Here is a 20,962-nt window from a genome sequence, read left to right as displayed (position 1 = left end):
GGGCGCCGGGCGACCCCCGTCGGGTGCGGGCGGGGTCGGCGCCGGGCGACGCCCGTCGGGTGCGGGCGGGGTCGGCGCCGGGCGACGCCGCGCAGGCGCCGACGGCCTCGGCCACGTCGTGCTCGCGCCCGGGGAGCCGCCCGCCGCCGGGCCACACGGGCTCCTGCGCAGCTGGACTCGCACCGAGGCGGTGCTCAAGGCCGCCGGGACCGGGCTCGCCGTCGACCCCCGGGCCCTGCGGGTGTCCGACGACGACGGGCGCCCGGCGCTGCTCGTCGTCGACCCCGCGGCCCGGCCGGCGCTCGACGCCGCCCCGGGCCTGCGCTGGTGGCTGACCGACCTCGACCTCGGCGCGCGGGAACCGGGCGCGACCCACGTCGGCGCGCTCGCCGCGCTCGTGCCGGTCGGTACCGGCCCGCGGGTCGACCACCGCGCCGTCGACCTCGCCCGGCACGCCGGCTGACCGCCGGGCCGGTCCCGGCGCTCGGCCGCCCGAGCCGCTCAGCCCAGCAGCCGGTCCACCGCCCGCGCGACCCGTCCCCGCGGTGCCGCCGGCAGCGCCGGCAGCGCGGGCTCCGCGAGCCACTGGTGCAGCAGACGCCCGACGTCGCGGCCGGACACCTCGGCGACGCACGCCGCGAACAGCTCCGTCGTCACCGAGCCGTGCCGGTACCGCGCGGTCCACTCCCGGAGCACGCCGAAGAAGTCGTCGTCCCCGAGGCTGATCCGCAGCGCGTGCAGGGTGAGCGCGCCGCGCTTGTACAGCCGGTCGTCGAACATCGACTCGCGGCCGGGGTCGCCGATCACGAGGTCCTGAGGCAGGGCCGCGAGCCGGGTGCGCGCGGTGCGGGCGATCGCGTCGGCGGACCGGCCGCCGGCGTGCTCCTCCCACAGCCACTCGGCGTACGCGGCGAAGCCCTCGTGCAGCCAGATGTCGCGCCAGGTCGCCGCGGTGAGGCTGTTGCCGAACCACTGGTGCGCGAGCTCGTGCGCGACGAGGCGCTCGGTGCCGCGGTGCCCGTCGACGTGGTTGGCGCCGAACACGGACAGCCCGTGCGCCTCGAGCGGGATCTCCAGCGGGTCGTCGGTGACCACCACGTCGTACCGGGGGAACGGGTACGGCCCGAACCGGTCGACGAACAGCTCCACCATCGCCGGCTGCCGCGCGAAGTCGTGCGCCTGCTGCGCGCGCAGCCGCGGCGGCGCGACGACGTCCTGCGGCACCGGCCCGTCCGCGAGCGCCGTGCGTTCGTACCGGCCGACCTGCACCGTCGCGAGGTACGGCGCCGTGGGCTCGTCCTGGACGAACTCCCACGTCACCCGGCTCGACCGCGCCCGGCGCGACACGAGCCGTCCGTTGCAGACCACCTCGTAGCCGGCCTCGGTCGTGACGACGATCCGGTACGCGGCCTTCGCGCCCGGCCGGTCGTCGCACGGGAACCAGGACGGCGCCCCGTCGGGCTGCCCCGCGACGATCACGCCGTCCGTGAGCTCCTCCCAGCCGACCTCGCCCCAGGGGCCGCGCCGCGGCCCCGGCTGCCCCGCGTACTGCACCTCGACGACGAGCGCGCCGCCCGCCGCGACCGGGCGGGCGAGCCGCACCTCGAGCCGGCCGTCCCGCTGCGCGAACCGCGCGGGCCGGTGGCCGTCGACGAGCACGCGCGACACCTTGAGGCCCACCAGGTCGAGCGACAGCCGCTCCAGGTCGCCGGCCGCCACCGCGTGCACGCGGGCGACGGCGTCGAGCCGGTTGGTCGCGACCCGGTAGTCGAGCTCGAGCTCGTACCGGGTGACGTGCAGCCCGCCCGGCACCCGGTCGGGCAGGTACGGGTCCGGCGCCTCCGCAGGACCGGGCGCCGCGCTCACGCGGTCACCGGCGCGACCGGGTTGCCGGTCCAGCGGCTGCCCGCGGGGATGGACTCGCCGCGCAGCACGAGGGAGGCGGGTCCCACGGAGGCGCCCGCGCCGAGCCCGGCGGCGGGCAGGACCACGCCGTGCGGGCCGATGCTCGCGCCGTCGTCCAGTCGGACGGTGTCGATGCTCATCACCCGATCATGGAACAGATGCGTCTGGAGCACGCACCCGCGGTTCACCGTGGCGCCGTCGCCGAGCGTGACGAGGTCGGCCTCGGGCAGCCAGTACGTCTCGCACCAGACGCCCCGGCCGAGCCGCGAGCCGAGGGCACGCAGCCACAGGTTCATCGCCGGCGTGCCCGTCGTCGCCGGGCCGAGCCACGGCACGGCGACGACCTCCAGGAAGGCGTCGGCGAGCTCGTTGCGCCAGATGAACCCGCTCCACAGCGGGTGCTCCCCGGCGCGGATCCGGCCCACGAGCGCCCACTTCGCGACCACGGACACCGCGCACGCGACGCCGGCCGCGCCCAGCACGACGACCAGCGACCACAGCGCCGCCGCGCCCAGGCCGTCGGCGTGCGCGACCTCTCCGAGCACGAGCAGCACCCCGACGCCGATCCCGTACGCGATCACGACGGCCACCAGCCGGCACACCTCCACCAGCACCCGGGCGACGCGCAGCCGCGCCGGCGGGTCGAACGTGCGCGACGTGTCCGCGTCGCCCGGCGTGCGGCGCAGCGGCTCCGGCGGCGAGCCGAGCCAGGACGTGCCCGGCTTGGCCCGCTCGGGCGCGCCGGACAGCACGGCGACCAGCCCGCGCTTCGGCACCGCCCGGCCGGGCGCGATCATCCCGGAGTTGCCGAGGAACGCGAACTTGCCGACCTTCGCCCGCTCGACGCGCAGCCAGCCGCGCCCCAGCTCGTAGGACCCGATCAGGGTGTCGTCGGCGAGGAACGCCCCGCTGCCCACCGTGGTGAGCGACGGGAGCATCAGCACCGTCGACGCCTCCACGTCCCTGCCGATCCGCGCACCCAGCGCCCGCAGCCACAGCGGCGTCAGCGTGCTCGCGTACAGCGGGTAGAGCGTGCCGCGCGCGTCGTCCATCAGCCGCTGGGTCGCCCAGATCTGCCAGCCGACCCGGCTGCGCACCGGGTGGTGCCCCTCGACGACCCCGCGGGCCAGCAGACGCACGCCGACGAGCGTGGCGACCGCCAGCACCGCGAACGACGTCAGCGCGGCGAGCGGCACGGCCCGCAGCGCGTCGTCCCACGCGCCGCCCCACGACCCCGCGTCCCGCACGCCGGCGGCCACGACGAGCAGCCCGGCGGTCGCCGCCACCACCGGCAGCGCCGCCAGCACGGCGGCGGTCGCGCCGTAGACGGCCACCCACCGGCGGCCACGCGGTGCCCGGCGCCCGGGCCAGGCCTCCGCGGCGGGGCCGACGAACGCGGCGGGCGACCCGGCCCACAGCTCGCCCGGGGCGACCGACGACAGCACCGCGGAGCCCGCCGCGACCTGCGCGCCCTGCCCGATCCGCACGCCCGGCGCGACCGTGCTGCGGGTGCCGACCGTGGCCCGCTTGTCGATCCGGATCCGGCCGACGTGCAGCACGTCGCCGTCGAGCCAGTGCCCGCGCAGGTCGACCTCCGGCTCGACGGCGCACCGGTCGCCGAGCGTGAGGAGACCGGTCACCGGCGGCGGGGTGTGCAGGTCGACGTCCGCACCGACCGTCGCGCCGAGCGCCCGTGCGTACGCGGCGGTCCACGGCGCGGCGGACAGGTTCTCGGCGCCCGCGGCGGCGGCCCAGCTCTCGACGAACCACAGCCGCAGGTGCACCGATCCGCCGCGCGGGTACTGCCCGGGCCGCAGCCCGCGCAGCAGGGCGCGCGCGACCAGGACGGTCGTCCCCATCCGGCCGAGCGGGCTGATCAGCAGCAGCCAGCCGAGCGCGAGCCACCACCACGACCCCGCGACGGGCGTCAGCCACGGCACCAGGCCCGTGACCGCGAGCAGCTGCTCGGCGGCCAGCAGCCACGTCAGCCACCGGAGGCCGACCAGCGCCGCGAGCGGCACGCCGAGCAGCGTCTGCAGCACCTGCGCGCGCACCGGCGTCGGCCGGACGACCCGCTCGGAGGCGGGCGCCGCCGGCTCCAGCTCCTCCAGCCGTCTCGCGAGGTCGCCGAGGCGCGGGTACTCGTACACGTCCGCGACGGTCACGGTGCCGAACCGCTCACGCAGCGCGGACACCAGCTGCGCCGCCACGAGGCTGCCGCCGCCGGCCGCGAAGAAGTCGTCGTCGGGGCCGGAGACCGGCGCGCCGAGCGCCGCGGTCCACCGCTCGGCGACCCAGGCGGCGGTGGGCGTGAGCCCGGCGGCGGCGCCGGACGCCGCGCCCCCGGACCCCGCGGCGGCCGTCGCCCCCGCGCCCGGCAGCGGCCACGGCAGCGCGTCCCGGTCGACCTTGCCCGACCCGCGGGTCGGCAGCGCGTCGACGACGCCGAGCAGCGGCACCAGCGCGGCCGGCAGCACCTCCCGCAGCCGGGCCCGGGCGTCCCCGAGGTCGAGCGTCGTCCCCTCGGCCGGCACCAGGTACCCGGCGAGCACCGCGGTCCCCGCGGGCGTGCGCCGCACGGCGGCGGCCGCGCCGGCGACGTCGGGCAGCGCGCCGAGCGCCGCCTCGACCTCGCCCAGCTCGATCCGGCGCCCGCCGATCTTCACCTGGTCGTCCGCGCGCCCGACGAACAGCAGCCCCGCGCGGTCCAGCCGCACGACGTCACCGCTGCGGTAGGCCCGGTCCCAGCCGAGGCCGGGCGCCGGCGCGTACGTCGAGGCGTCCTTGGCCGGGTCGAGGTACCGCGCCAGGCCGACGCCGCCGATGATGAGCTCGCCGGTCTCGCCCTCGGCGACCGGCGTGCCGTCCTCGCCGACGACCGCGAGGTCCCAGCCGTCCAGCGCGAGGCCGATCCGCACCGGCCCCTCCCCGGTCATCTTCGCGGCGCAGGCCACGACGGTCGCCTCGGTCGGGCCGTAGGTGTTCCAGACCTCGCGGGCCGGCGTGACGAGCCGCGCCGCGAGCTCGGGCGGGCACGCCTCGCCGCCGAAGATCAGCAGCCGCACGCCGGCCAGCTCCTCGGGCCGCCAGAGGCCCGCGAGCGTCGGCACCGTCGAGATGACCGTGATGCCCTGCGCGACGAGCCAGGGACCGAGGTCCATGCCGGTGCGGACCAGCGCCCGCGGCGCCGGCACCAGGCAGGCGCCGTGCGCCCAGGCGAGCCACATCTCCTCGCAGCTCGCGTCGAACGCGACCGACAGTCCGGCGAGCACGCGGTCGCCCGGGCCCAGCGGGCGGTCCTGCAGGAACAGCCGCGCCTCGGCGTCGACGAACGCGGCCGCCGACCGGTGGGTCACGGCCACGCCCTTGGGGGCGCCCGTCGAGCCCGACGTGAAGATGATCCAGGCGTCGTCGGCGAGCCCGGGCCCGCGCACGTCGCCGGCTCCCGCGCCGCCACCGCGCCGCCGACCCGCCGCCACCAGCGCCGGCAGGTCGCCCTCGGCCAGCACCCGGTCGACCGCCGCCTCGGCGAACACGGTCCGCGCCCGCTCGTCGGGGTCGTCGACGTCGACCGGCACGTACGCGGCGCCCGCGGCGAGCACCGCCAGGATCGCCGTGTAGAGCTCCGCGGTGCCCGACGGCACCCGGACGCCCACCCGCGACCCGGGGCCGATGCCCTCCGCCTGCAGCGCGCGGGCGGCGGTGCGCACCACCGCGTCCAGCTCCGCGTACGTCAGCACGGTGGTGCCGTCGTCCACCGCCGGCGCGTCCCCGTGCGCCGCGACCGTCGCCGCCAGCACGTCCGCCAGGGTCCGCGGCGCCGCCGCGAGCCCCGACCGCAGCAGCCCGTCCGGTTCGCCCACCCGTGATCCTCCCGCCCGTCGGCCGCACCACGTCCCGGGCGGCCGACGGGCACTGTGACACAGCCTGCCCGCGACCGGCGCGACGGGCCAGGCCGGTTCACCGACGCGTCACCCGGCGTTCGCGTCCCGGCCACCGGCCGCCGCGTCGGGAGACCGGCGGACATCTGGGAAGATGTGTGACCATGACCGACCTGTCCCCCGCCGCCACGCCCGCCGCACCCCCGACGACCGCCGCCGCGGCCGTACGCGCGGTGCGCGAGGTACCGGACCGGGTGTCGCTCGACGGCGTCGAGGACCGCTGGGACGGCGCGTGGACCGAGCAGGGCACGTACACGTTCGACCGGTCGAAGACCCGCGAGCAGGTGTACTCCATCGACACCCCGCCGCCCACCGTCTCCGGCTCGCTGCACGTGGGCCACGTGTTCTCCTACACGCACACCGACGTCGTCGCCCGGTACCGCCGGATGCGCGGCGCCGAGGTGTTCTACCCGATGGGCTGGGACGACAACGGCCTGCCCACCGAGCGCCGCGTGCAGAACTACTTCGGCGTGCGCTGCGACCCGTCGCTGCCGTACGACCCCGACTTCACCCCGCCGCACGTGGGCGGCGAGGGCAAGAGCGTCAAGGCCGCCGACCAGGTGCCGATCAGCCGGCGCAACTTCGTCGAGCTGTGCGAGCGCCTGACCGTCGAGGACGAGCAGCAGTTCGAGGCGCTGTGGCGCCGGCTGGGCCTGTCCGTCGACTGGGGCATGACGTACCAGACCATCTCCGCCGAGGCGCGCGCCGTCGCGCAGCAGGCGTTCCTGCGCAACCTCGCCCGCGGCGAGGCGTACCAGGCCGAGGCCCCGGGCCTGTGGGACGTGACGTTCCAGACCGCCGTGGCGCAGGCCGAGCTCGAGGCGCGCGACTACCCGGGCGCGTTCCACAAGGTCGCCTTCCACCGCGCCGGCGGCGAGCCGGTCCACATCGAGACCACCCGCCCCGAGCTGCTGCCCGCCTGCGTCGCGCTCATCGCGCACCCCGACGACGAGCGGTACCAGGACCTGTTCGGCACGACGGTGACCAGCCCGCTGTTCGGCGTCGAGGTCCCGGTGCTCGCGCACCCGGCCGCCGAGCCGGACAAGGGCGCGGGCATCGCGATGTGCTGCACCTTCGGCGACCTGACCGACGTGCAGTGGTGGCGCGAGCTGCAGCTGCCGACCCGCTCGGTGATCGGCCGCGACGGCCGCCTGGTGCGGGACACCCCGGACTGGATCGCGAACGAGGCCGGCCGCGCGCTGTACGGCGAGCTCGCCGGCAAGACGACGTTCTCCGCGCGCGAGGCGGTCGTGGCCGGGCTGCGCGAGTCGGGCGACCTGGACGGCGAGCCGCAGGCGACCCAGCGCAAGGCGAACTTCTTCGAGAAGGGCGACAAGCCGCTCGAGATCGTCACCTCGCGCCAGTGGTACATCCGCAACGGCGGCCGCGACGCCGAGCTCCGCGAGCAGCTGCTCGCCCGCGGCGCCGAGCTCGGCTTCCACCCCGACTTCATGCGGGTGCGGTACGAGAACTGGGTCGGCGGTCTGAACGGCGACTGGCTCGTCTCCCGCCAGCGGTTCTTCGGCGTGCCGTTCCCGGTCTGGTACCCGGTGACCGAGGCCGGCGAGGTCGACCACGACCACCCGATCCTGCCGACCGAGGACCAGCTGCCGGTCGACCCCTCCTCCGACGTGCCCGCCGGCTACACCGCCGAGCAGCGCGGCGTCGCGGGCGGCTTCGTCGGCGACCCGGACATCATGGACACCTGGGCGACCTCGTCGCTGTCCCCGCAGATCGCGGGCGGCTGGCGCACGGACCCCGACCTGTTCGAGCGGGTGTTCCCGATGGACCTGCGCCCCCAGGGCCAGGACATCATCCGCACCTGGCTGTTCTCGACCGTCGTCCGCTCGCACCTGGAGCACGGCAGCCTGCCGTGGAAGGACGCGGCGATCTCCGGCTGGATCCTCGACCCCGACCGCAAGAAGATGTCGAAGTCGAAGGGCAACGTCGTCACGCCGATGGGCCTGCTCGAGGAGCACGGCTCGGACGCGGTCCGGTACTGGGCGGCGTCCGCGCGGCTCGGCACCGACGCGGCGTTCGAGGTCGGCCAGATGAAGATCGGCCGCCGCCTCGCGATCAAGGTGCTCAACGCGTCGAAGTTCGCGCTCGGGTTCGGCTCCGCCGAGCAGGGCGCCGCGGCGCTCGACCCGGCCCTGGTCACGGTGCCGCTGGACCGCGCCATGCTCGCCGGCCTGGCCGACGTCGTGGAGAAGGCCACCGCCGCCCTGGAGGCGTACGACCACACCCGCGCGCTCGAGCTGACCGAGACGTTCTTCTGGACGTTCTGCGACGACTACCTCGAGCTGGTCAAGGACCGGGCGTACGGCGCCGGTGCGGCCGACGCGGACGTGACGGCCGAGACGGCGTCGGCGCGCGCCGCGCTCAACCTCGCGCTGGACGTGCTGCTGCGGCTGTTCGCCCCGGTGCTGCCGTTCGCCACCGAGGAGGTCTGGTCCTGGTGGCGCGAGGGCTCGGTGCACCGCGCGCCGTGGCCGGACGCCGAGCCGCTGCGGGCCGCCGCCGGCGACGGTGACTACGCCGTGGTCGCCGCGGCGGGCTCGGCCCTGGCCGCGCTCCGCAAGCTGAAGTCCGAGGCCAAGGTCTCCATGCGGACCGAGATCCTCCGGGCCCGCCTGGAGGTGCCGGCCGCGCTGCTCGCCGGCGTCCAGGTGGCGCTGGGCGACGTCCGCGCCGCGGGCCGCGCCACGGGCGACCTCGACGTGGTCGAGGTGCCGGACGCCCCGGACGCGACGGTCGTCGCCCGCGACGCCGAGCTCCTCCCCCCGGAGCCGAAGCAGAAGGCCTGACGCCCGCGCGGCCGACGCCGCGCAGGTGCACGAGACACGTCGAGGGTGCCCTCACCGAGGGCACCCTCGACGTGTCTCGTGCACTCCGTGCGCCCTCGTGCACCCGCGCGCCCGCCGAGACCCACTGATTCGCGCGAGACCCCCGCGCCCGGGCGTGGGTCTCGGCCGGATCAGTGGGTCTCGGCGCAGCCGGAGCCGCGCCGTGCGGGCGCGCGGGGGCGTGGCAGGCTGGGACCCTCGTCCCCACCGGGACTGGTTATGCATACGTATCGTCGCGAATGTATAGTCTTGCGGCCGGTCATCCCCCACCAGGAGTCACCCATGCGCACCCGCACCCTCGTCGCCCTCCCCGCCGCCGTCACCGCGGCCCTCCTGCTCGCCGCCTGCGGCGGCAGCGGCGACGACACCGCCGCGTCCGAGGGCGGGGTCCAGCTCGTCACCGACGGCACCCTCACCGTCTGCACCAACCCGCCGTACGAGCCGTTCGAGTACGAGGAGGACGGTGAGGTCGTCGGCCTCGACATCGCGATCGTCAACGAGGTCGCCACCGACCTCGGCGTCACGCTCACCACCAAGGTGACCCCGTTCGAGGGCATCCAGTCCGGCGCGGACCTCAACACGAACAACTGCGACATCGTGGCCTCGGGCATCACCATCACGCCGGAGCGCCAGGAGAAGATCGACTTCTCCGACCCGTACTTCGACGCCGACCAGGGCCTGCTGGTCCCGGAGGGCTCCGACCTCGACAGCGTCGAGGCGCTCGAGGGCGCGACGATCGGCGTCCAGCAGGCGACCACCGGCGAGACCTGGGCCACGGACAACGGCCTGCAGACCGTGCAGTTCGAGGACCTGGGCCTGCAGATCCAGGCGCTCAAGACCGGCCAGGTCGACGCGGTCGTCAACGACATCGCGGTGCTCGGCCCGTACGTCTCCGAGGGCTTCGAGGTCAGCGCCAACTTCTCGACCGGCGAGCAGTACGGCCTGGGCGTGAAGCAGGGCAACACCGCGCTGCTCGACCAGGTCAACGCCACGCTCGAGCGGATCCGCGAGGACGGCACCTACGACGACCTGTACACCCAGTACATCGGCACCGCCCCGATGACCTCGGAGACCGCGTCGGCGTCCCCGAGCCCGTCGGACGGCTGACGTGACGACCACGTCGTCCGCACCGGCGCCCGGGACGCTGCCCGCGTCCCGGCGCCGGTGGAGCCCGCGCAAGCGCGCGCGGGCCTTCCGCCTGGCCCAGTACGCGCTGCTCGTCGTCGCCGTGGTGGCGGTCGCGCTCGCGATCGACTGGGAGAACGTCGGCACGAACTTCTTCAACACCGACGCGATCGCCGCGATCGCCCCGCAGCTGCCGCGGGCGTTCCTCAACACGATCACGTACACGGCAGCCGGGTTCGCCGTCGGCCTGTCGCTGGGCACGGCGCTCGCGCTGATGCGGATGTCGTCGGTCGCGCTGTACCGGTGGATCGCCGTCGTCTACATCGAGTTCTTCCGCGGCATCCCCGCGCTGCTCGTCGTGATCTCGTTCGGCTACGCCGTGCCGATCGCGTTCGGCGTCAACATCCCGTCCGTGACGACCAAGGCGGCGCTCGCGCTCGGCCTGGTGTCCGCGGCGTACATCGCCGAGACGCTGCGCGCAGGCCTGCAGGCCGTGCCGAAGGGCCAGGTCGAGGCCGCCCGGTCGCTCGGCATGTCGCACGGGCGCACGCTGCGCCAGGTCGTCATCCCGCAGGCGTTCCGGATCGTGCTGCCGCCGATGACCAACGAGGTCATCCTGCTGACCAAGGACACCTCGCTGGTGTTCCTGCTCGGCCTCGCCGTCAGCCAGTACGACCTGACGAAGATCGGCCGCGACGCCCTGAACAGCGCGCAGGGCGGCCTGACGCCGCTGTTCCTCATCGGCGCCTGCTACCTGCTCATCACCCTGCCCCTGGGCCAGCTCGCCCGGTACCTGGAGAAGCGCACCGGCGCGAGGAGCCGCTCATGACGACCGCCCCCACCACCACGGACCCGGCCGGCCCGGTCGTGCGCATCGCCGGCCTGCGCAAGGCGTTCGGCGAGCGCGAGGTGCTCACCGGGATCGACCTGGAGGTCCGCGCGGGCGAGGTCGTCTGCGTGATCGGCCCCTCCGGCTCCGGCAAGTCGACGCTGCTGCGCTGCGCGAACCTCCTGGAGGAGCCGACCGGCGGCGAGGTCGAGGTGCTCGGCGTCGACGTCACCGACCCGGACGTCGACATCGACCGGGTCCGCACCCACGTCGGCATGGTGTTCCAGCAGTTCAACCTGTTCGCGCACAAGACCGTGCTGGAGAACTGCACGATGGCCCAGCGCCAGGTGCTCAAGCGGTCCAGGGCGGAGGCGGAGCGGATCGCCCGCGCCAACCTCGAGCGCGTCGGCCTGGCGGACCGCGCGGACGCCCACCCGGCGCAGCTGTCCGGCGGGCAGCAGCAGCGGGTCGCGATCGCCCGGGCGCTGTCGATGGACCCGCAGCTCATGCTGTTCGACGAGCCGACCTCGGCCCTCGACCCGGAGCTGGTCGGCGACGTCCTCGGCGTCATGCGGGACCTGGCCGACGGCGGCATGACGATGATCGTCGTGACGCACGAGATGGCGTTCGCCCGGGACGTCGGCGACCGCGTCGTGTTCATGGACGGCGGGGTCATCGTCGAGGACGGCCCGGCCGACCAGGTGATCGGGGCGCCCCGCGAGGCGCGCACCCGGACGTTCCTGCAGCGGGTGCTCGACCCGACGCACACCGGCGCGGCCTGAGCCGAGCGACGTCGCGCGCACGCACGACCCGGACCGGGTCGTCGGGATCCCACCATCCCGGCGGCCCGGTTCTGTCGTCCCGGCTCCCGGGTGGGTGTGCGGGCGGCCGATAGCATGGCGCCCACCGGACGTCCTCGCTCGTCAGCGCGCTGCGGCCCGGTCCCCGACCCCGCACCAGGAGCACCGATGCGCGAGTTCACCGCCGACACGCCCGCCCCGCACGACCCCGCGCTCAACGTGCCCGGCCTGCTGCTGCGGCGCCTGGCCCGCGGCGCGTCGAGCGTGATCTTCGAGCGGTCGACCGGCCTGGGCGGCTCGTGGGCGCCCGTCACCGTGGCGGAGTTCGTGCGCGAGGTCACCGCGCTCGCCAAGGGCCTGGTCGCGCGCGGCCTGGAGCCGGGCGACCGGGTCGCGATCATGTCGCGCACCCGGTACGAGTGGACGCTGACCGACTTCGCCGTGTGGTTCGCCGGCGGGGTCGGCGTGCCGGTCTACGAGACGTCCTCCGCCGAGCAGGTCGAGTGGATCCTGTCGAACTCCGGCGCCTCCCTCGTGGTCGTCGAGACGGGCGCCCACGCGGCGGTCGTGGCCCAGGTGCGCGCGGCGGTGCCCGCGGTGCGGGACGTCGTGGTGATCGACGACGGCGGGCTCGCCGGCCTGGTCGCCGACGGCGCCGGCGTGGAGGACGCGGAGATCGAGCGTCGCCGGTCCCTGGCGACCGCCGCCGACCTGGCGACGATCATCTACACCTCGGGCACCACCGGCCGCCCCAAGGGCGTCGAGCTGAGCCACGGCAACTTCGTGGACAACGCCCGCAACGGCGTCGCCGCCCTGACCGAGGTCTGCGCGACCCCCGGCTCCCGGACGCTGCTGTTCATGCCGCTGGCGCACGTGTTCGCGCGGTTCATCCAGATGATCGCGATCGAGGCCGGCTCGCCGCTGGGCCACACCCCCGACACCCGCAACCTGCTGGCCGACTTCGCGTCGTTCCGGCCGACGTACATCCTGGCCGTGCCGCGGGTGTTCGAGAAGGTCTACAACTCCGCCGAGCAGAAGGCCGGGCACGGCGCGAAGCTCAAGCTGTTCCGCTGGGCCGCGAAGGTGTCGATCACGTACTCCCGCGCCCTCGAGTCCGCCTCCGGCCCGTCCGCGCAGCTCAAGGCGGCGCACGCCCTGGCGACCACCCTGGTGCTGCGCAAGCTCAAGGACGCGATGGGCGGCAACCTCCGGTACGCGATCTCCGGCGGCGCCCCGCTCGGCGAGCGGCTCGGCCACTACTACCGCGGGCTCGGCCTCGTGGTGCTCGAGGGCTACGGCCTCACCGAGACCACCGCGCCGTCCGCCGTGAACCGCCCGGGCCTGATCAAGATCGGGACCGTCGGCCCCGCGTACCCCGGCACGGCCCTGCGGGTCGACGACGACGGCAACGTGTACGCGAAGGGCCCGCACGTCTTCCGCGGGTACCACGACAACGCCGAGGCGACCGCCGAGGTGCTGGACGCCGACGGCTGGTTCGCGACCGGTGACATCGGCACGCTGGACGACGACGGCTACCTGCGGCTCACCGGCCGCGCGAAGGAGCTCATCGTCACCGCCGGCGGCAAGAACGTCGCACCCGCGGTGCTCGAGGACCGGTTCCGCGGCCACCCGCTGGTCAGCCAGGTCGTCGTCGTGGGGGACGGCCGGCCGTTCATCGGCGCGCTCGTCACCCTCGACGCGGACATGCTGCCGGGCTGGCTGTCCATGCACGGCCTGCCGCCGATGGACGTCCGCGCCGCCGCGAAGCACCCCGAGGTGCTGGCCGCGCTGGACCGCGCCGCCGAGCGCGCCAACGAGGCCGTGTCCCGCGCCGAGTCGATCCGCAAGGTGCGGGTGCTGGAGAACGACTTCACCGAGGCGAACGGCTACCTCACGCCGAGCCTCAAGGTGAAGCGCGCGCTGGTGCTGAAGGACTTCGCGGCCGACGTCGAGGAGCTCTACGTCGACACCCGGGAGCACTGACCCACCCGCACCCGTCCAGTGGAAGATCCGGCCCGACACGCCGAAGCGTGTCGGGCCGGGTCGTCCATCCGTCGGCGTCGCCGTGGCGCGGCGTCAGACCACGTCGCGGAGCCGGCGCTGGTCCTGGGACTGCGTCGGCACGGCCTCGCTCGGCGTCGAGCCGTCCGTGTAGCGCAGCACGGCGCCGACGCCGTCGACCGCCTCGACCTGGCCGTCGAGCGCGATGGTCAGGCCGGCGTCCTGGCCGAGCGCGGCGCGCAGCAGCGCCACGTCCGCGGGCATCTTCCGAGCGCCCTCCGTGACGCCGATGCCCGCGAGGTCGTCCTGGCTCGACGCGATCTGCAGCGGGTCCGGGCCCACCCACAGGTGCCGGTCGCCGAGCGCCGAGCCCGGCAGCGTGACGTCCTCGTGCAGGAGCAGCTCGCGGACCTGCCCGCGCTGCAGGACGGTCACGACGTCGTCGACCGACGTGACCGCCGCTCCCCCACGGCCGAGCTCCTCGCGGTACCGGTCGATCGCGTCCTGGCGGCGGCGCTGCCGGAACGCCTCGAGCGCCTCGGCCACGCGCTGGTGGAACACGTCCTGCTTCACGCCGTCCGCGCGCGAGCCGCCCGGCACCTCGACCACGAGGTCCTTGGTGCGCGGCGCCACCGCGTGGCAGAGCAGCGAGACCGCGCGGACGTCACCGGTGACCAGCACGACCTCGGGCTTCTTCTCGACCACCTGCTTGTCGAGCTCCGCGGCGACGGTCTCCGCGTTGCGCTCCCAGGAGTCCTCGGCGCGCATCTGCACCCGCCGGGCCCGCCAGCCGTCGCCCGTCTCCTTCACCTTGCGGAGCTCGTCGTGGTCGCCCTCGACGGACTCCTTCTGCGCGGTCCGCAGACCGGAGCCGTCGGACCACGTGAGGTCCGCGCCCTGGCGGTCGACCTCGACCAGCAGGAACCGCGTGGCCTGGTCCGCGGCGCGCACGGCGGGCAGCAGCACCGGCACGTCGTCCAGGTGCGCGGTCGACTGCGCGGGCGCCTCCTTGAGCACGCGGTCCAGCACGACGCCCTCGGCGTCCGCGACGACCACGCGCCCGTGCGGGCCGGCGACACCGGTCGGCCGGGTCACCCGCTCCTCGATCTCGTCCAGCACCGTCGCCGACGCCCCCGATCGCTCGAGCTCCCGGCGCAGGGCCCGCCACCGGCCGGCGACCTCCTCGTCGCCCGACGCGTCAGCGCGGGTGGCGTCGAGATGGATCGTCACGAACGGGGCGGGACGTCCGAGCAGGGGCTTGAGCCAGTGCAGTTCCACGAGCGACCTCCGAGGGTCCGGTTGCGTGGGTCGTGCCGGCGCAGCGTCGTCCGGGCCGCACCGACCGACCGGTCCTGACCTCTCCCACCCTCTGACAGGCCGGCGCCGTCCGCCACCCCGGAGGGTTTTCGGGTCCGCCCCGCCCGCGCCCGGGTCAGTCGGTGACCGGGTCGTCCGACGCCGTCGCCGGGGCGCGCTGCCCGTCGGGGCCGGCGGCGATCTCCTCGTGGTGCCGGATGACCTCCTCGACGATGAACGCGAGGAACTTCTCGGCGAACACGGGGTCGAGGTCGGCCTGGTGCGCGAGGTCGCGCAGCCGGGCCACCTGGCGCGCCTCGCGGCCCGGGTCGGACGCGGGCAGGCCGAGGCGTGCCTTGAGCACGCCGACCTGCTGGGTCGCCTTGAACCGCTCCGCGAGCAGGTGCACCAGCGCGGCGTCGATGTTGTCGATGCTGCCGCGCAGGCGGGCGAGCTCGGGCGGGAGGCCGGCGGGAGGAGTCGTCACGCCCCCGATCGTAGGGGGCGCGACGGGGGGCTCAGGCGCTCTTCTCGCGAGGCGTGCGCTTGGCGGGCGCCTGCCGCGGGACGAGCGTCGGGTTGACGTTCTCCAGCACCACGCCGCGATTCACGACGACGCGCTCGACGTCGTCCCGGCTCGGCACCTCGAACATCACCTGCTGGAGTACCTCCTCCATGATCGCCCGCAGGCCGCGCGCGCCGGTGCCGCGCAGCAGCGCCTGGTCCGCGATGGCCTCGACCGCGTCCTGCGTGAACTCGAGCTCGACGCCGTCGATCTCGAACATCCGCTGGTACTGCTTGACGAGGGCGTTGCGCGGCTCGGTGAGGATCCGCACGAGCGCGCCCTGGTCGAGCGGCGACACCGTGGTGATGACCGGGACGCGGCCGATGAACTCGGGGATGAGCCCGAACTTCAGCAGGTCCTCCGGCATGACGTCGCCGTAGACGTCCTTGTCGTCCGCGCTGTGCAGCGGGGCGCCGAAGCCGATGCCCTTGCGGCCCGACCGGCTCGTGATGATCTCGTCCAGCCCGGCGAAGGCGCCGGCCACGATGAACAGCACGTTCGTCGTGTCGATCTGGATGAACTCCTGGTGCGGGTGCTTGCGCCCGCCCTGCGGGGGCACCGAGGCGGTCGTGCCCTCGATGATCTTGAGCAGCGCCTGCTGCACGCCCTCGCCGGAGACGTCGCGCGTGATCGACGGGTTCTCGCTCTTGCGGGCGATCTTGTCGATCTCGTCGATGTAGATGATCCCGGTCTCGGCCTTCTTCACGTCGAAGTCGGCGGCCTGGATGAGCTTGAGCAGGATGTTCTCGACGTCCTCGCCGACGTAGCCCGCCTCCGTGAGGGCCGTGGCGTCCGCGATCGCGAACGGGACGTTGAGCATCCGCGCCAGGGTCTGCGCGAGGTACGTCTTGCCGCAGCCGGTGGGGCCGATCAGCAGGATGTTGGACTTCGCGATCTCGACCGAGTCCTCGGCCTGGACGGTGCCGACCGTGGGGGTCGCCTCGCCCGCCTGGATGCGCTTGTAGTGGTTGTAGACCGCGACCGCGAGCGACCGCTTGGCGGGCTCCTGGCCGACGATGTACTGCTCGAGGAACGCGAAGATCTCCTTCGGCTTGGGCAGCTCGACCATGCCGATCTCGGTGGCCTCCGCCCGCTCCTCCTCCATGATCTCGTTGCAGAGCTCGATGCACTCGTCGCAGATGTAGACCCCGGGCCCCGCGATGAGCTTCTTCACCTGCTTCTGCGACTTCCCGCAGAACGAGCACTTGAGAAGGTCCGCGCCGTCCCCGATGCGAGCCACGTGCGTCCCCTTCCCTCGGTGCGACCGGTCGGTCGCGAGTCACTGCGCTCCCGGGCGGGCCGGCCGCAGCCGTCCGCCCATCGGTCCATTGCACACCACCGCGGGCCCGGTGTCAGCCCGCCACGCACCGGGCGCCGGGCGTGTCGGGCGGGTTCGCCCGTCCGGCGGCGGTCCGCCCGCCCCTCCGCGGCCGCGCGCTGGCGGTCGGGAGGGGCGGGCGGGTCGCTCGTCCGGGGGCCTCAGCGGCCCCCGGGGTCGGTCACGGCTCGACGCGGGTCGCGATCGCGCCCTTGCGGCTCTCGAGCACCTGGTCGACGATCCCGTACTCGTGCGCCTGCTTGGCGGTGAGGATCTTGTCGCGCTCGATGTCCTGGCGGACCTTGTCCAGCGGCTGGCCGGTGTGGTGCGCGATGGTCTCCTCGAGCCACTCGCGCATCCGGATCAGCTCGTTGGCGTGGATCTCGATGTCGGACGCCTGGGCGTAGCCGCCGCCCTCCATCGCGGGCTGGTGGATCAGCACGCGGGCGTTCGGCAGCGCGAGGCGCTTGCCCGGGGTGCCGGCGGCCAGCAGGACCGCCGCGGCCGAGGCCGCCTGGCCCAGGCACACCGTCTGGATCTGCGGCTTGATGTACTGCATCGTGTCGTAGATCGCGGTCAGCGCGGTGAACGAGCCACCGGGCGAGTTGATGTAGAGCGTGATGATGCCGTCGGGGTCGGTCGACTCCAGGACCAGCAGCTGGGCCATGATGTCGTCCGCGGAGGCGTCGTCCACCTGCACGCCGAGGAAGATGATCCGGTCCTCGAACAGCTTGGTGTACGGGTCCTGCCGCTTGAAGCCGTAGGCGGTGCGCTCCTCGAACTGGGGCAGCACGTAGCGGGACGACGGCGAGGTCGCGACGGACCCGGCGGTGCCGCCCCAGCCGCCGGCGAGGCGCCCGGCGCGGGCGATGAACTGCGACTCGGTGCTCACGAGTTCTCCTTACGAGGTCTGAAGTGGTCGGCGAGGTCGGTCAGGCCGCGGTGCCGCCGCCGCCGGTGACGGCGCCGGCGTGGGTGACGACCTTGTCGACGAACCCGTACTCGAGGGCCTCGGGGGCGGTGAACCAGCGGTCGCGGTCCGAGTCCGCCGTGATCTGCTCGACCGACTTGCCGGTCTGCTCGGCGATCAGCTCGGCCAGCACCGTCTTCATGTGCAGGATCAGCTGGGCGTTGATGCGCACGTCGGTGGCCGTGCCGCCGATGCCGCCGGAGGGCTGGTGCATCATCACGCGGGCGTGCGGGGTGGCGTAGCGCTTGCCCTTGGCACCCGAGGAGAGCAGGAACTGCCCCATCGAGGCCGCCATGCCCATCGCCACGGTGGCGACGTCGGGCTGGATGTACTGCATGGTGTCGTAGATCGCCATGCCCGCGGTGATGGAGCCACCGGGCGAGTTGATGTACAGGAAGATGTCCTTGTCCGGGTCCTCCGCGGCGAGCAGCATCATCTGGGCGCAGATGGCGTTCGCGTTCTCGTCCCGGACCTCCGACCCCAGCCAGATGATCCGCTCCTTGAGGAGCCGGTTGTAGATGGAGTCGTTGAGGCCGAGTCCCCCGGACTCTGCCCGGGCGATGGCCGGCGTCTGGTCGTTCACGAACGCTCCCTCGATCAGGACTGGTTGCTTGTCAGCGACCCTAACGCCCGGCCCACCCGGCGTTCGTCCCGGTCCGGCCCCGTTTCGCTGTCGGCGCACGTCGGGCGCCCGGCCCGGGACGCCCGAGGGCCCCGCACCGGATCGGTGCGGGGCCCTCGTGGCGTGCGGGTGGCGCGGGGCTCAGGCCTTGGCGTCCTCGGCGGGCGCCTCGGTGGCCTCGGTCGCGTCCTCGTCGCCCTCGGCGGGCGCCTCGGTGGCCTCGGTCGCGTCCTCGTCGCCCTCGGCGGCCGCCGTCGCGGCGTCGGCGGCCGCGTCCGCTGCGTCGTCAGCGTCCGTGCCGATGTACTCCGACAGGTCGACGGCCTCGCCGGCCGGGTCGACGACCGCGACGTGGCGCAGGGCCACCGCGAGCGCCTTGGAGCGCGCGACCTCGGCGACCATGGCGGGGATCTGGCCCTGCTGGTCGATCGTCTGGATGAAGGTGTTCGGGTCCATGCCGTACTGGCGGGACGCGCTCACCAGGTAGTCGACGAGCTCGCCCTGGTTGACCTTGACCTCGAGGTTCTCGGCCAGGGTGTCCAGCAGGATCTGGTTGCGCAGCGCGGTCTGCGCCTGCTCCGTCACCTCGGCGCGGTGCGTGTCGTCCTCCAGGCGACCCTCGGACTCGAGGTGGCGGTGCACCTCGGCCTCGACGGCGCCGGCCGGGACCGGGATCTCGATCTGCTCGAGCAGCTGCTCCAGCAGCAGGTCGCGCGCCTGCACGGCCTGGTTCTGGCCCTTGACCTTGGTGGCCTGCTCGCGCAGGTCGGCCAGCAGCTCGTCGACCGTGTCGAACTCCGACGCCATCTGGGCGAAGTCGTCGTCGGCCTCGGGCAGCTCGCGCTCCTTGACGGAGGACGCGGTCACGGTGACCTCGGCCTGCTCGCCGGCGTGCTCGCCGCCGACCAGCGTGGTGGAGAACGTCGTGGTCTCGCCGGCCGACAGGCCGGTGAGCGCCTCGTCGAGGCCCTCGAGCATGTTGCCCGAGCCGATCTGGTAGGAGACGCCGGAGACCGTGTCGACCTCCTCGCCGTCGATCTTGGCGACCAGGTCGATGACCGCGAAGTCCTTGTCGGCGGCCGGGCGGTCGACGCCGACCAGGGTGCCGAAGCGCTCGCGCAGCGCGTCCAGGCGGCCCTGCACGTCCTCGTCGGTGATCTCCGAGGCGTCCACGGTCACGGACAGGCCGTCCAGCGAGGGGATCTCGATCTCCGGGCGCACCTCGACCTCGGCGGTGAACACCAGGTCGCCGTCCGTGTCGCCGGCCACGAGGCCGGGCACCTTCGTGACGTCGACCTCGGGCTGGCCGAGCGGGCGCAGCTTGTTCTCGCGGACGGCCTCGGCGTAGAAGCCGGACAGGCCCTCGTTGACGGCGTGCTCCATGACCGCCGGACGCCCGACGCGCTGGTCGATGATCCGCGGCGGGACCTTGCCCTTGCGGAAGCCGGGGATGTTCACCTGCTCCGCGATGTGGGAGTAGGCGTGATCGATGCTCGGCTTGAGCTCGTCGTACGGAACCTCGACGGTCAGCCTGACCTTGGTGGGCTCCAGGGTCTCGACGGCGCTCTTCACTTCAGTGCTCTCCAACTGCTCGGATTCGTCTGCGCCGGGGGGCCCGGCGTGGGCGCTGGGGCGGGCCGGTCGGGCGGTTCCCCGCTCTACCCCGAGGGGCGGCACGCTTCGGCGCGCGCGGGCATGGCTCGCCGCACCGGCCCACGCAGCCTACGCCACGGGCGCGCACCGCCGCCAAAGGGTGCCTAGCCCCGGCGCCGGGCCCGCCACGCGCGCCAGGCGCCGGTCGACCACAGGGACCCGGCCACCAGCACCGCCTGGAACGGCAGGCGCGCGAGCCGCTTGGCGTCCGTGTCGAGGCCGAACGCGTCGGTGCGGGTCAGGTACTGCGAGATGTTGCCCGGGAACACGGCGACGAAGAACGCCGCGGCGACCCAGCCCACCGCCGGGCGGTACCGGCGCGGGGCGGCGACGAGCGCGGCGCCCAGGGCGATCTCCACCACGCCGGACGCGAGGACGACCGGGTCCTCCGGGAACGGGATCGACTCGGGCACCTGGGCGGTGAACTCCTCGCGGGCGAACGTGAGGTGGCTGGTCCCGGCGAACGCGAGGGCACCGCCGAGCGCCACGCGGCCGACGGTGCGCAGGGCGTCGCCGGCGGTGCGGCGACCGGTCCCCCGCTCGTGCTCGTGCTGCTGCCCGCGCGCTGCTGCCCGTGCCATGCCGGCCTCCTGAGGTAGACGAGTTCGTCTACCCATCAGACCACAGGTGGGCGGTCGGCGCGTGCGGGCGACGCGGCGGGGCCGCGCGGCGTCGAGCCTGCAGAAGACGTCGGCTTCAGCGGCGCTGAACCCAGCATGTTCTGCGATCTCGGCACCGCCGAAGGCCGTGGGGGTCGGCAGAAGCCGGCGCGACGCCGGCGCTGCGGCTGCGCCGCGGGACGGCTCGGAGTCGGGATGGACGGATTCGAACCGACGACCTTCCGCTCCCAAAGCGGACGCGCTACCAACCTGCGCCACATCCCGTTGCGCCGGAGTCTAGTGGCGCCGGGTGCCCCCGCTCCCGGGGCGGTGCGGCGCGCGGGGCACGGGGTGGCCCGGCGGAACCGGTACCCTGGTCCGGCGGCCCGTCCTGGCGGGCCTGCGCGGATGTAGCTCAATGGTAGAGCCCCAGTCTTCCAAACTGGCTACGCGGGTTCGATTCCCGTCATCCGCTCCCAGCGGCCCGTCCCG

The 20,962-nt window shown here is 74.3% G+C and carries 14 protein-coding genes, 2 tRNA genes and 1 pseudogene; 7 read left to right on the top strand and 10 right to left on the bottom strand.

Going from position 1 to position 20,962, the window contains the following annotated elements:
- Positions 1–463, top strand: a pseudogene (locus Cpa01nite_RS06040) (hypothetical protein); the annotation flags it as partial.
- Positions 464–501: 38 nt separating this feature from the next.
- On the opposite strand, the gene Cpa01nite_RS06035 reads toward Cpa01nite_RS06040, so the two are convergent.
- Both Cpa01nite_RS06035 and Cpa01nite_RS06030 read right to left on the bottom strand, forming a co-directional pair.
- A complete protein-coding gene (locus tag Cpa01nite_RS06035; protein WP_203667833.1) occupies positions 502–1,866 on the bottom strand; it encodes a M1 family metallopeptidase in 1,365 nt (454 codons plus the stop codon).
- A complete protein-coding gene (locus Cpa01nite_RS06030) occupies positions 1,863–5,768 on the bottom strand; it encodes a Pls/PosA family non-ribosomal peptide synthetase (RefSeq protein ID WP_203667832.1) in 3,906 nt (1,301 codons plus the stop codon). Before Cpa01nite_RS06030 ends, Cpa01nite_RS06035 begins: the two co-directional genes overlap by 4 nt.
- A 182-nt stretch (positions 5,769–5,950) precedes the next feature.
- Between Cpa01nite_RS06030 and valS the strand changes: the two genes are divergently transcribed.
- The 5 genes from valS (at position 5,951) to Cpa01nite_RS06005 (ending at position 13,429) form a co-directional block, all read left to right on the top strand.
- Positions 5,951–8,653 (top strand): valine--tRNA ligase, encoded by a 2,703-nt coding sequence (valS, locus tag Cpa01nite_RS06025; protein WP_203667831.1) that lies wholly within the window; start codon positions 5,951–5,953, stop codon positions 8,651–8,653.
- Between the two features lie 321 nt (positions 8,654–8,974).
- Positions 8,975–9,799 (top strand): transporter substrate-binding domain-containing protein, encoded by an 825-nt coding sequence (locus Cpa01nite_RS06020; RefSeq protein ID WP_203667830.1) that lies wholly within the window; start codon positions 8,975–8,977, stop codon positions 9,797–9,799.
- Positions 9,800–9,836: 37 nt separating this feature from the next.
- Positions 9,837–10,646 (top strand): amino acid ABC transporter permease, encoded by an 810-nt coding sequence (locus Cpa01nite_RS06015; RefSeq protein WP_373307338.1) that lies wholly within the window; start codon positions 9,837–9,839, stop codon positions 10,644–10,646.
- On the top strand, positions 10,643–11,428 hold the full coding sequence (locus Cpa01nite_RS06010) for an amino acid ABC transporter ATP-binding protein (RefSeq protein WP_203667828.1): 786 nt from the start codon (positions 10,643–10,645) through the stop codon (positions 11,426–11,428). Before Cpa01nite_RS06015 ends, Cpa01nite_RS06010 begins: the two co-directional genes overlap by 4 nt.
- A gap of 186 nt (positions 11,429–11,614) precedes the next feature.
- On the top strand, positions 11,615–13,429 hold the full coding sequence (locus Cpa01nite_RS06005; protein ID WP_203667827.1) for an AMP-dependent synthetase/ligase: 1,815 nt from the start codon (positions 11,615–11,617) through the stop codon (positions 13,427–13,429).
- 93 nt (positions 13,430–13,522) lie between these two features.
- Here Cpa01nite_RS06005 and Cpa01nite_RS06000 read toward each other — a convergent pair whose 3' ends face one another.
- The 8 genes from Cpa01nite_RS06000 to Cpa01nite_RS05965 all read right to left on the bottom strand — a co-directional run bounded on the left by Cpa01nite_RS06000 (position 13,523) and on the right by Cpa01nite_RS05965 (position 20,755).
- Positions 13,523–14,725 (bottom strand): baeRF2 domain-containing protein, encoded by a 1,203-nt coding sequence (locus Cpa01nite_RS06000; protein WP_203667826.1) that lies wholly within the window; start codon positions 14,723–14,725, stop codon positions 13,523–13,525.
- 154 nt (positions 14,726–14,879) lie between these two features.
- Positions 14,880–15,230, bottom strand: a complete 351-nt coding sequence (locus Cpa01nite_RS05995; RefSeq protein ID WP_203667825.1) for a chorismate mutase — start codon at positions 15,228–15,230, stop codon at positions 14,880–14,882.
- A gap of 31 nt (positions 15,231–15,261) precedes the next feature.
- Positions 15,262–16,548, bottom strand: coding sequence for an ATP-dependent Clp protease ATP-binding subunit ClpX (gene clpX, locus Cpa01nite_RS05990; protein WP_203667824.1), 1,287 nt, complete (start codon positions 16,546–16,548; stop codon positions 15,262–15,264).
- A gap of 259 nt (positions 16,549–16,807) precedes the next feature.
- Entirely contained in the window at positions 16,808–17,518 is a 711-nt protein-coding gene (locus Cpa01nite_RS05985; RefSeq protein ID WP_203667823.1) for an ATP-dependent Clp protease proteolytic subunit, read from the bottom strand.
- 40 nt (positions 17,519–17,558) lie between these two features.
- A complete protein-coding gene (locus Cpa01nite_RS05980; RefSeq protein ID WP_147796218.1) occupies positions 17,559–18,179 on the bottom strand; it encodes an ATP-dependent Clp protease proteolytic subunit in 621 nt (206 codons plus the stop codon).
- A gap of 180 nt (positions 18,180–18,359) precedes the next feature.
- Entirely contained in the window at positions 18,360–19,790 is a 1,431-nt protein-coding gene (tig, locus tag Cpa01nite_RS05975; protein WP_203667822.1) for a trigger factor, read from the bottom strand.
- Between the two features lie 185 nt (positions 19,791–19,975).
- Positions 19,976–20,452 carry a DoxX family protein gene (locus Cpa01nite_RS05970; RefSeq protein WP_203667821.1) on the bottom strand — a complete coding sequence of 159 codons (477 nt, stop codon included), beginning with the start codon at positions 20,450–20,452 and terminating at the stop codon, positions 19,976–19,978.
- Between the two features lie 229 nt (positions 20,453–20,681).
- A tRNA-Pro gene (locus Cpa01nite_RS05965) sits at positions 20,682–20,755 on the bottom strand.
- Between the two features lie 119 nt (positions 20,756–20,874).
- Here Cpa01nite_RS05965 and Cpa01nite_RS05960 point away from each other — a divergent pair.
- Positions 20,875–20,945 (top strand) — tRNA-Gly (locus Cpa01nite_RS05960).
- Positions 20,946–20,962 lie beyond the last annotated feature (17 nt).

It is taken from the genome of Cellulomonas pakistanensis (assembly GCF_016862755.1).
GTDB lineage: Bacteria > Actinomycetota > Actinomycetes > Actinomycetales > Cellulomonadaceae > Cellulomonas > Cellulomonas pakistanensis.
This window is presented reverse-complemented; position numbering and strand designations above follow the sequence as displayed.

Coding starts and splice junctions, on each gene's coding strand:
- valS (WP_203667831.1), top strand. CDS start 5,951: ATGACCGACCTGTCCCCCGCCGCCACGCCCGCCGCACCCCCGACGACC.
- Cpa01nite_RS06020 (WP_203667830.1), top strand. CDS start 8,975: ATGCGCACCCGCACCCTCGTCGCCCTCCCCGCCGCCGTCACCGCGGCC.
- Cpa01nite_RS06010 (WP_203667828.1), top strand. CDS start 10,643: ATGACGACCGCCCCCACCACCACGGACCCGGCCGGCCCGGTCGTGCGC.
- Cpa01nite_RS06005 (WP_203667827.1), top strand. CDS start 11,615: ATGCGCGAGTTCACCGCCGACACGCCCGCCCCGCACGACCCCGCGCTC.
- Cpa01nite_RS05970 (WP_203667821.1), bottom strand. CDS start 20,452: ATGGCACGGGCAGCAGCGCGCGGGCAGCAGCACGAGCACGAGCGGGGG.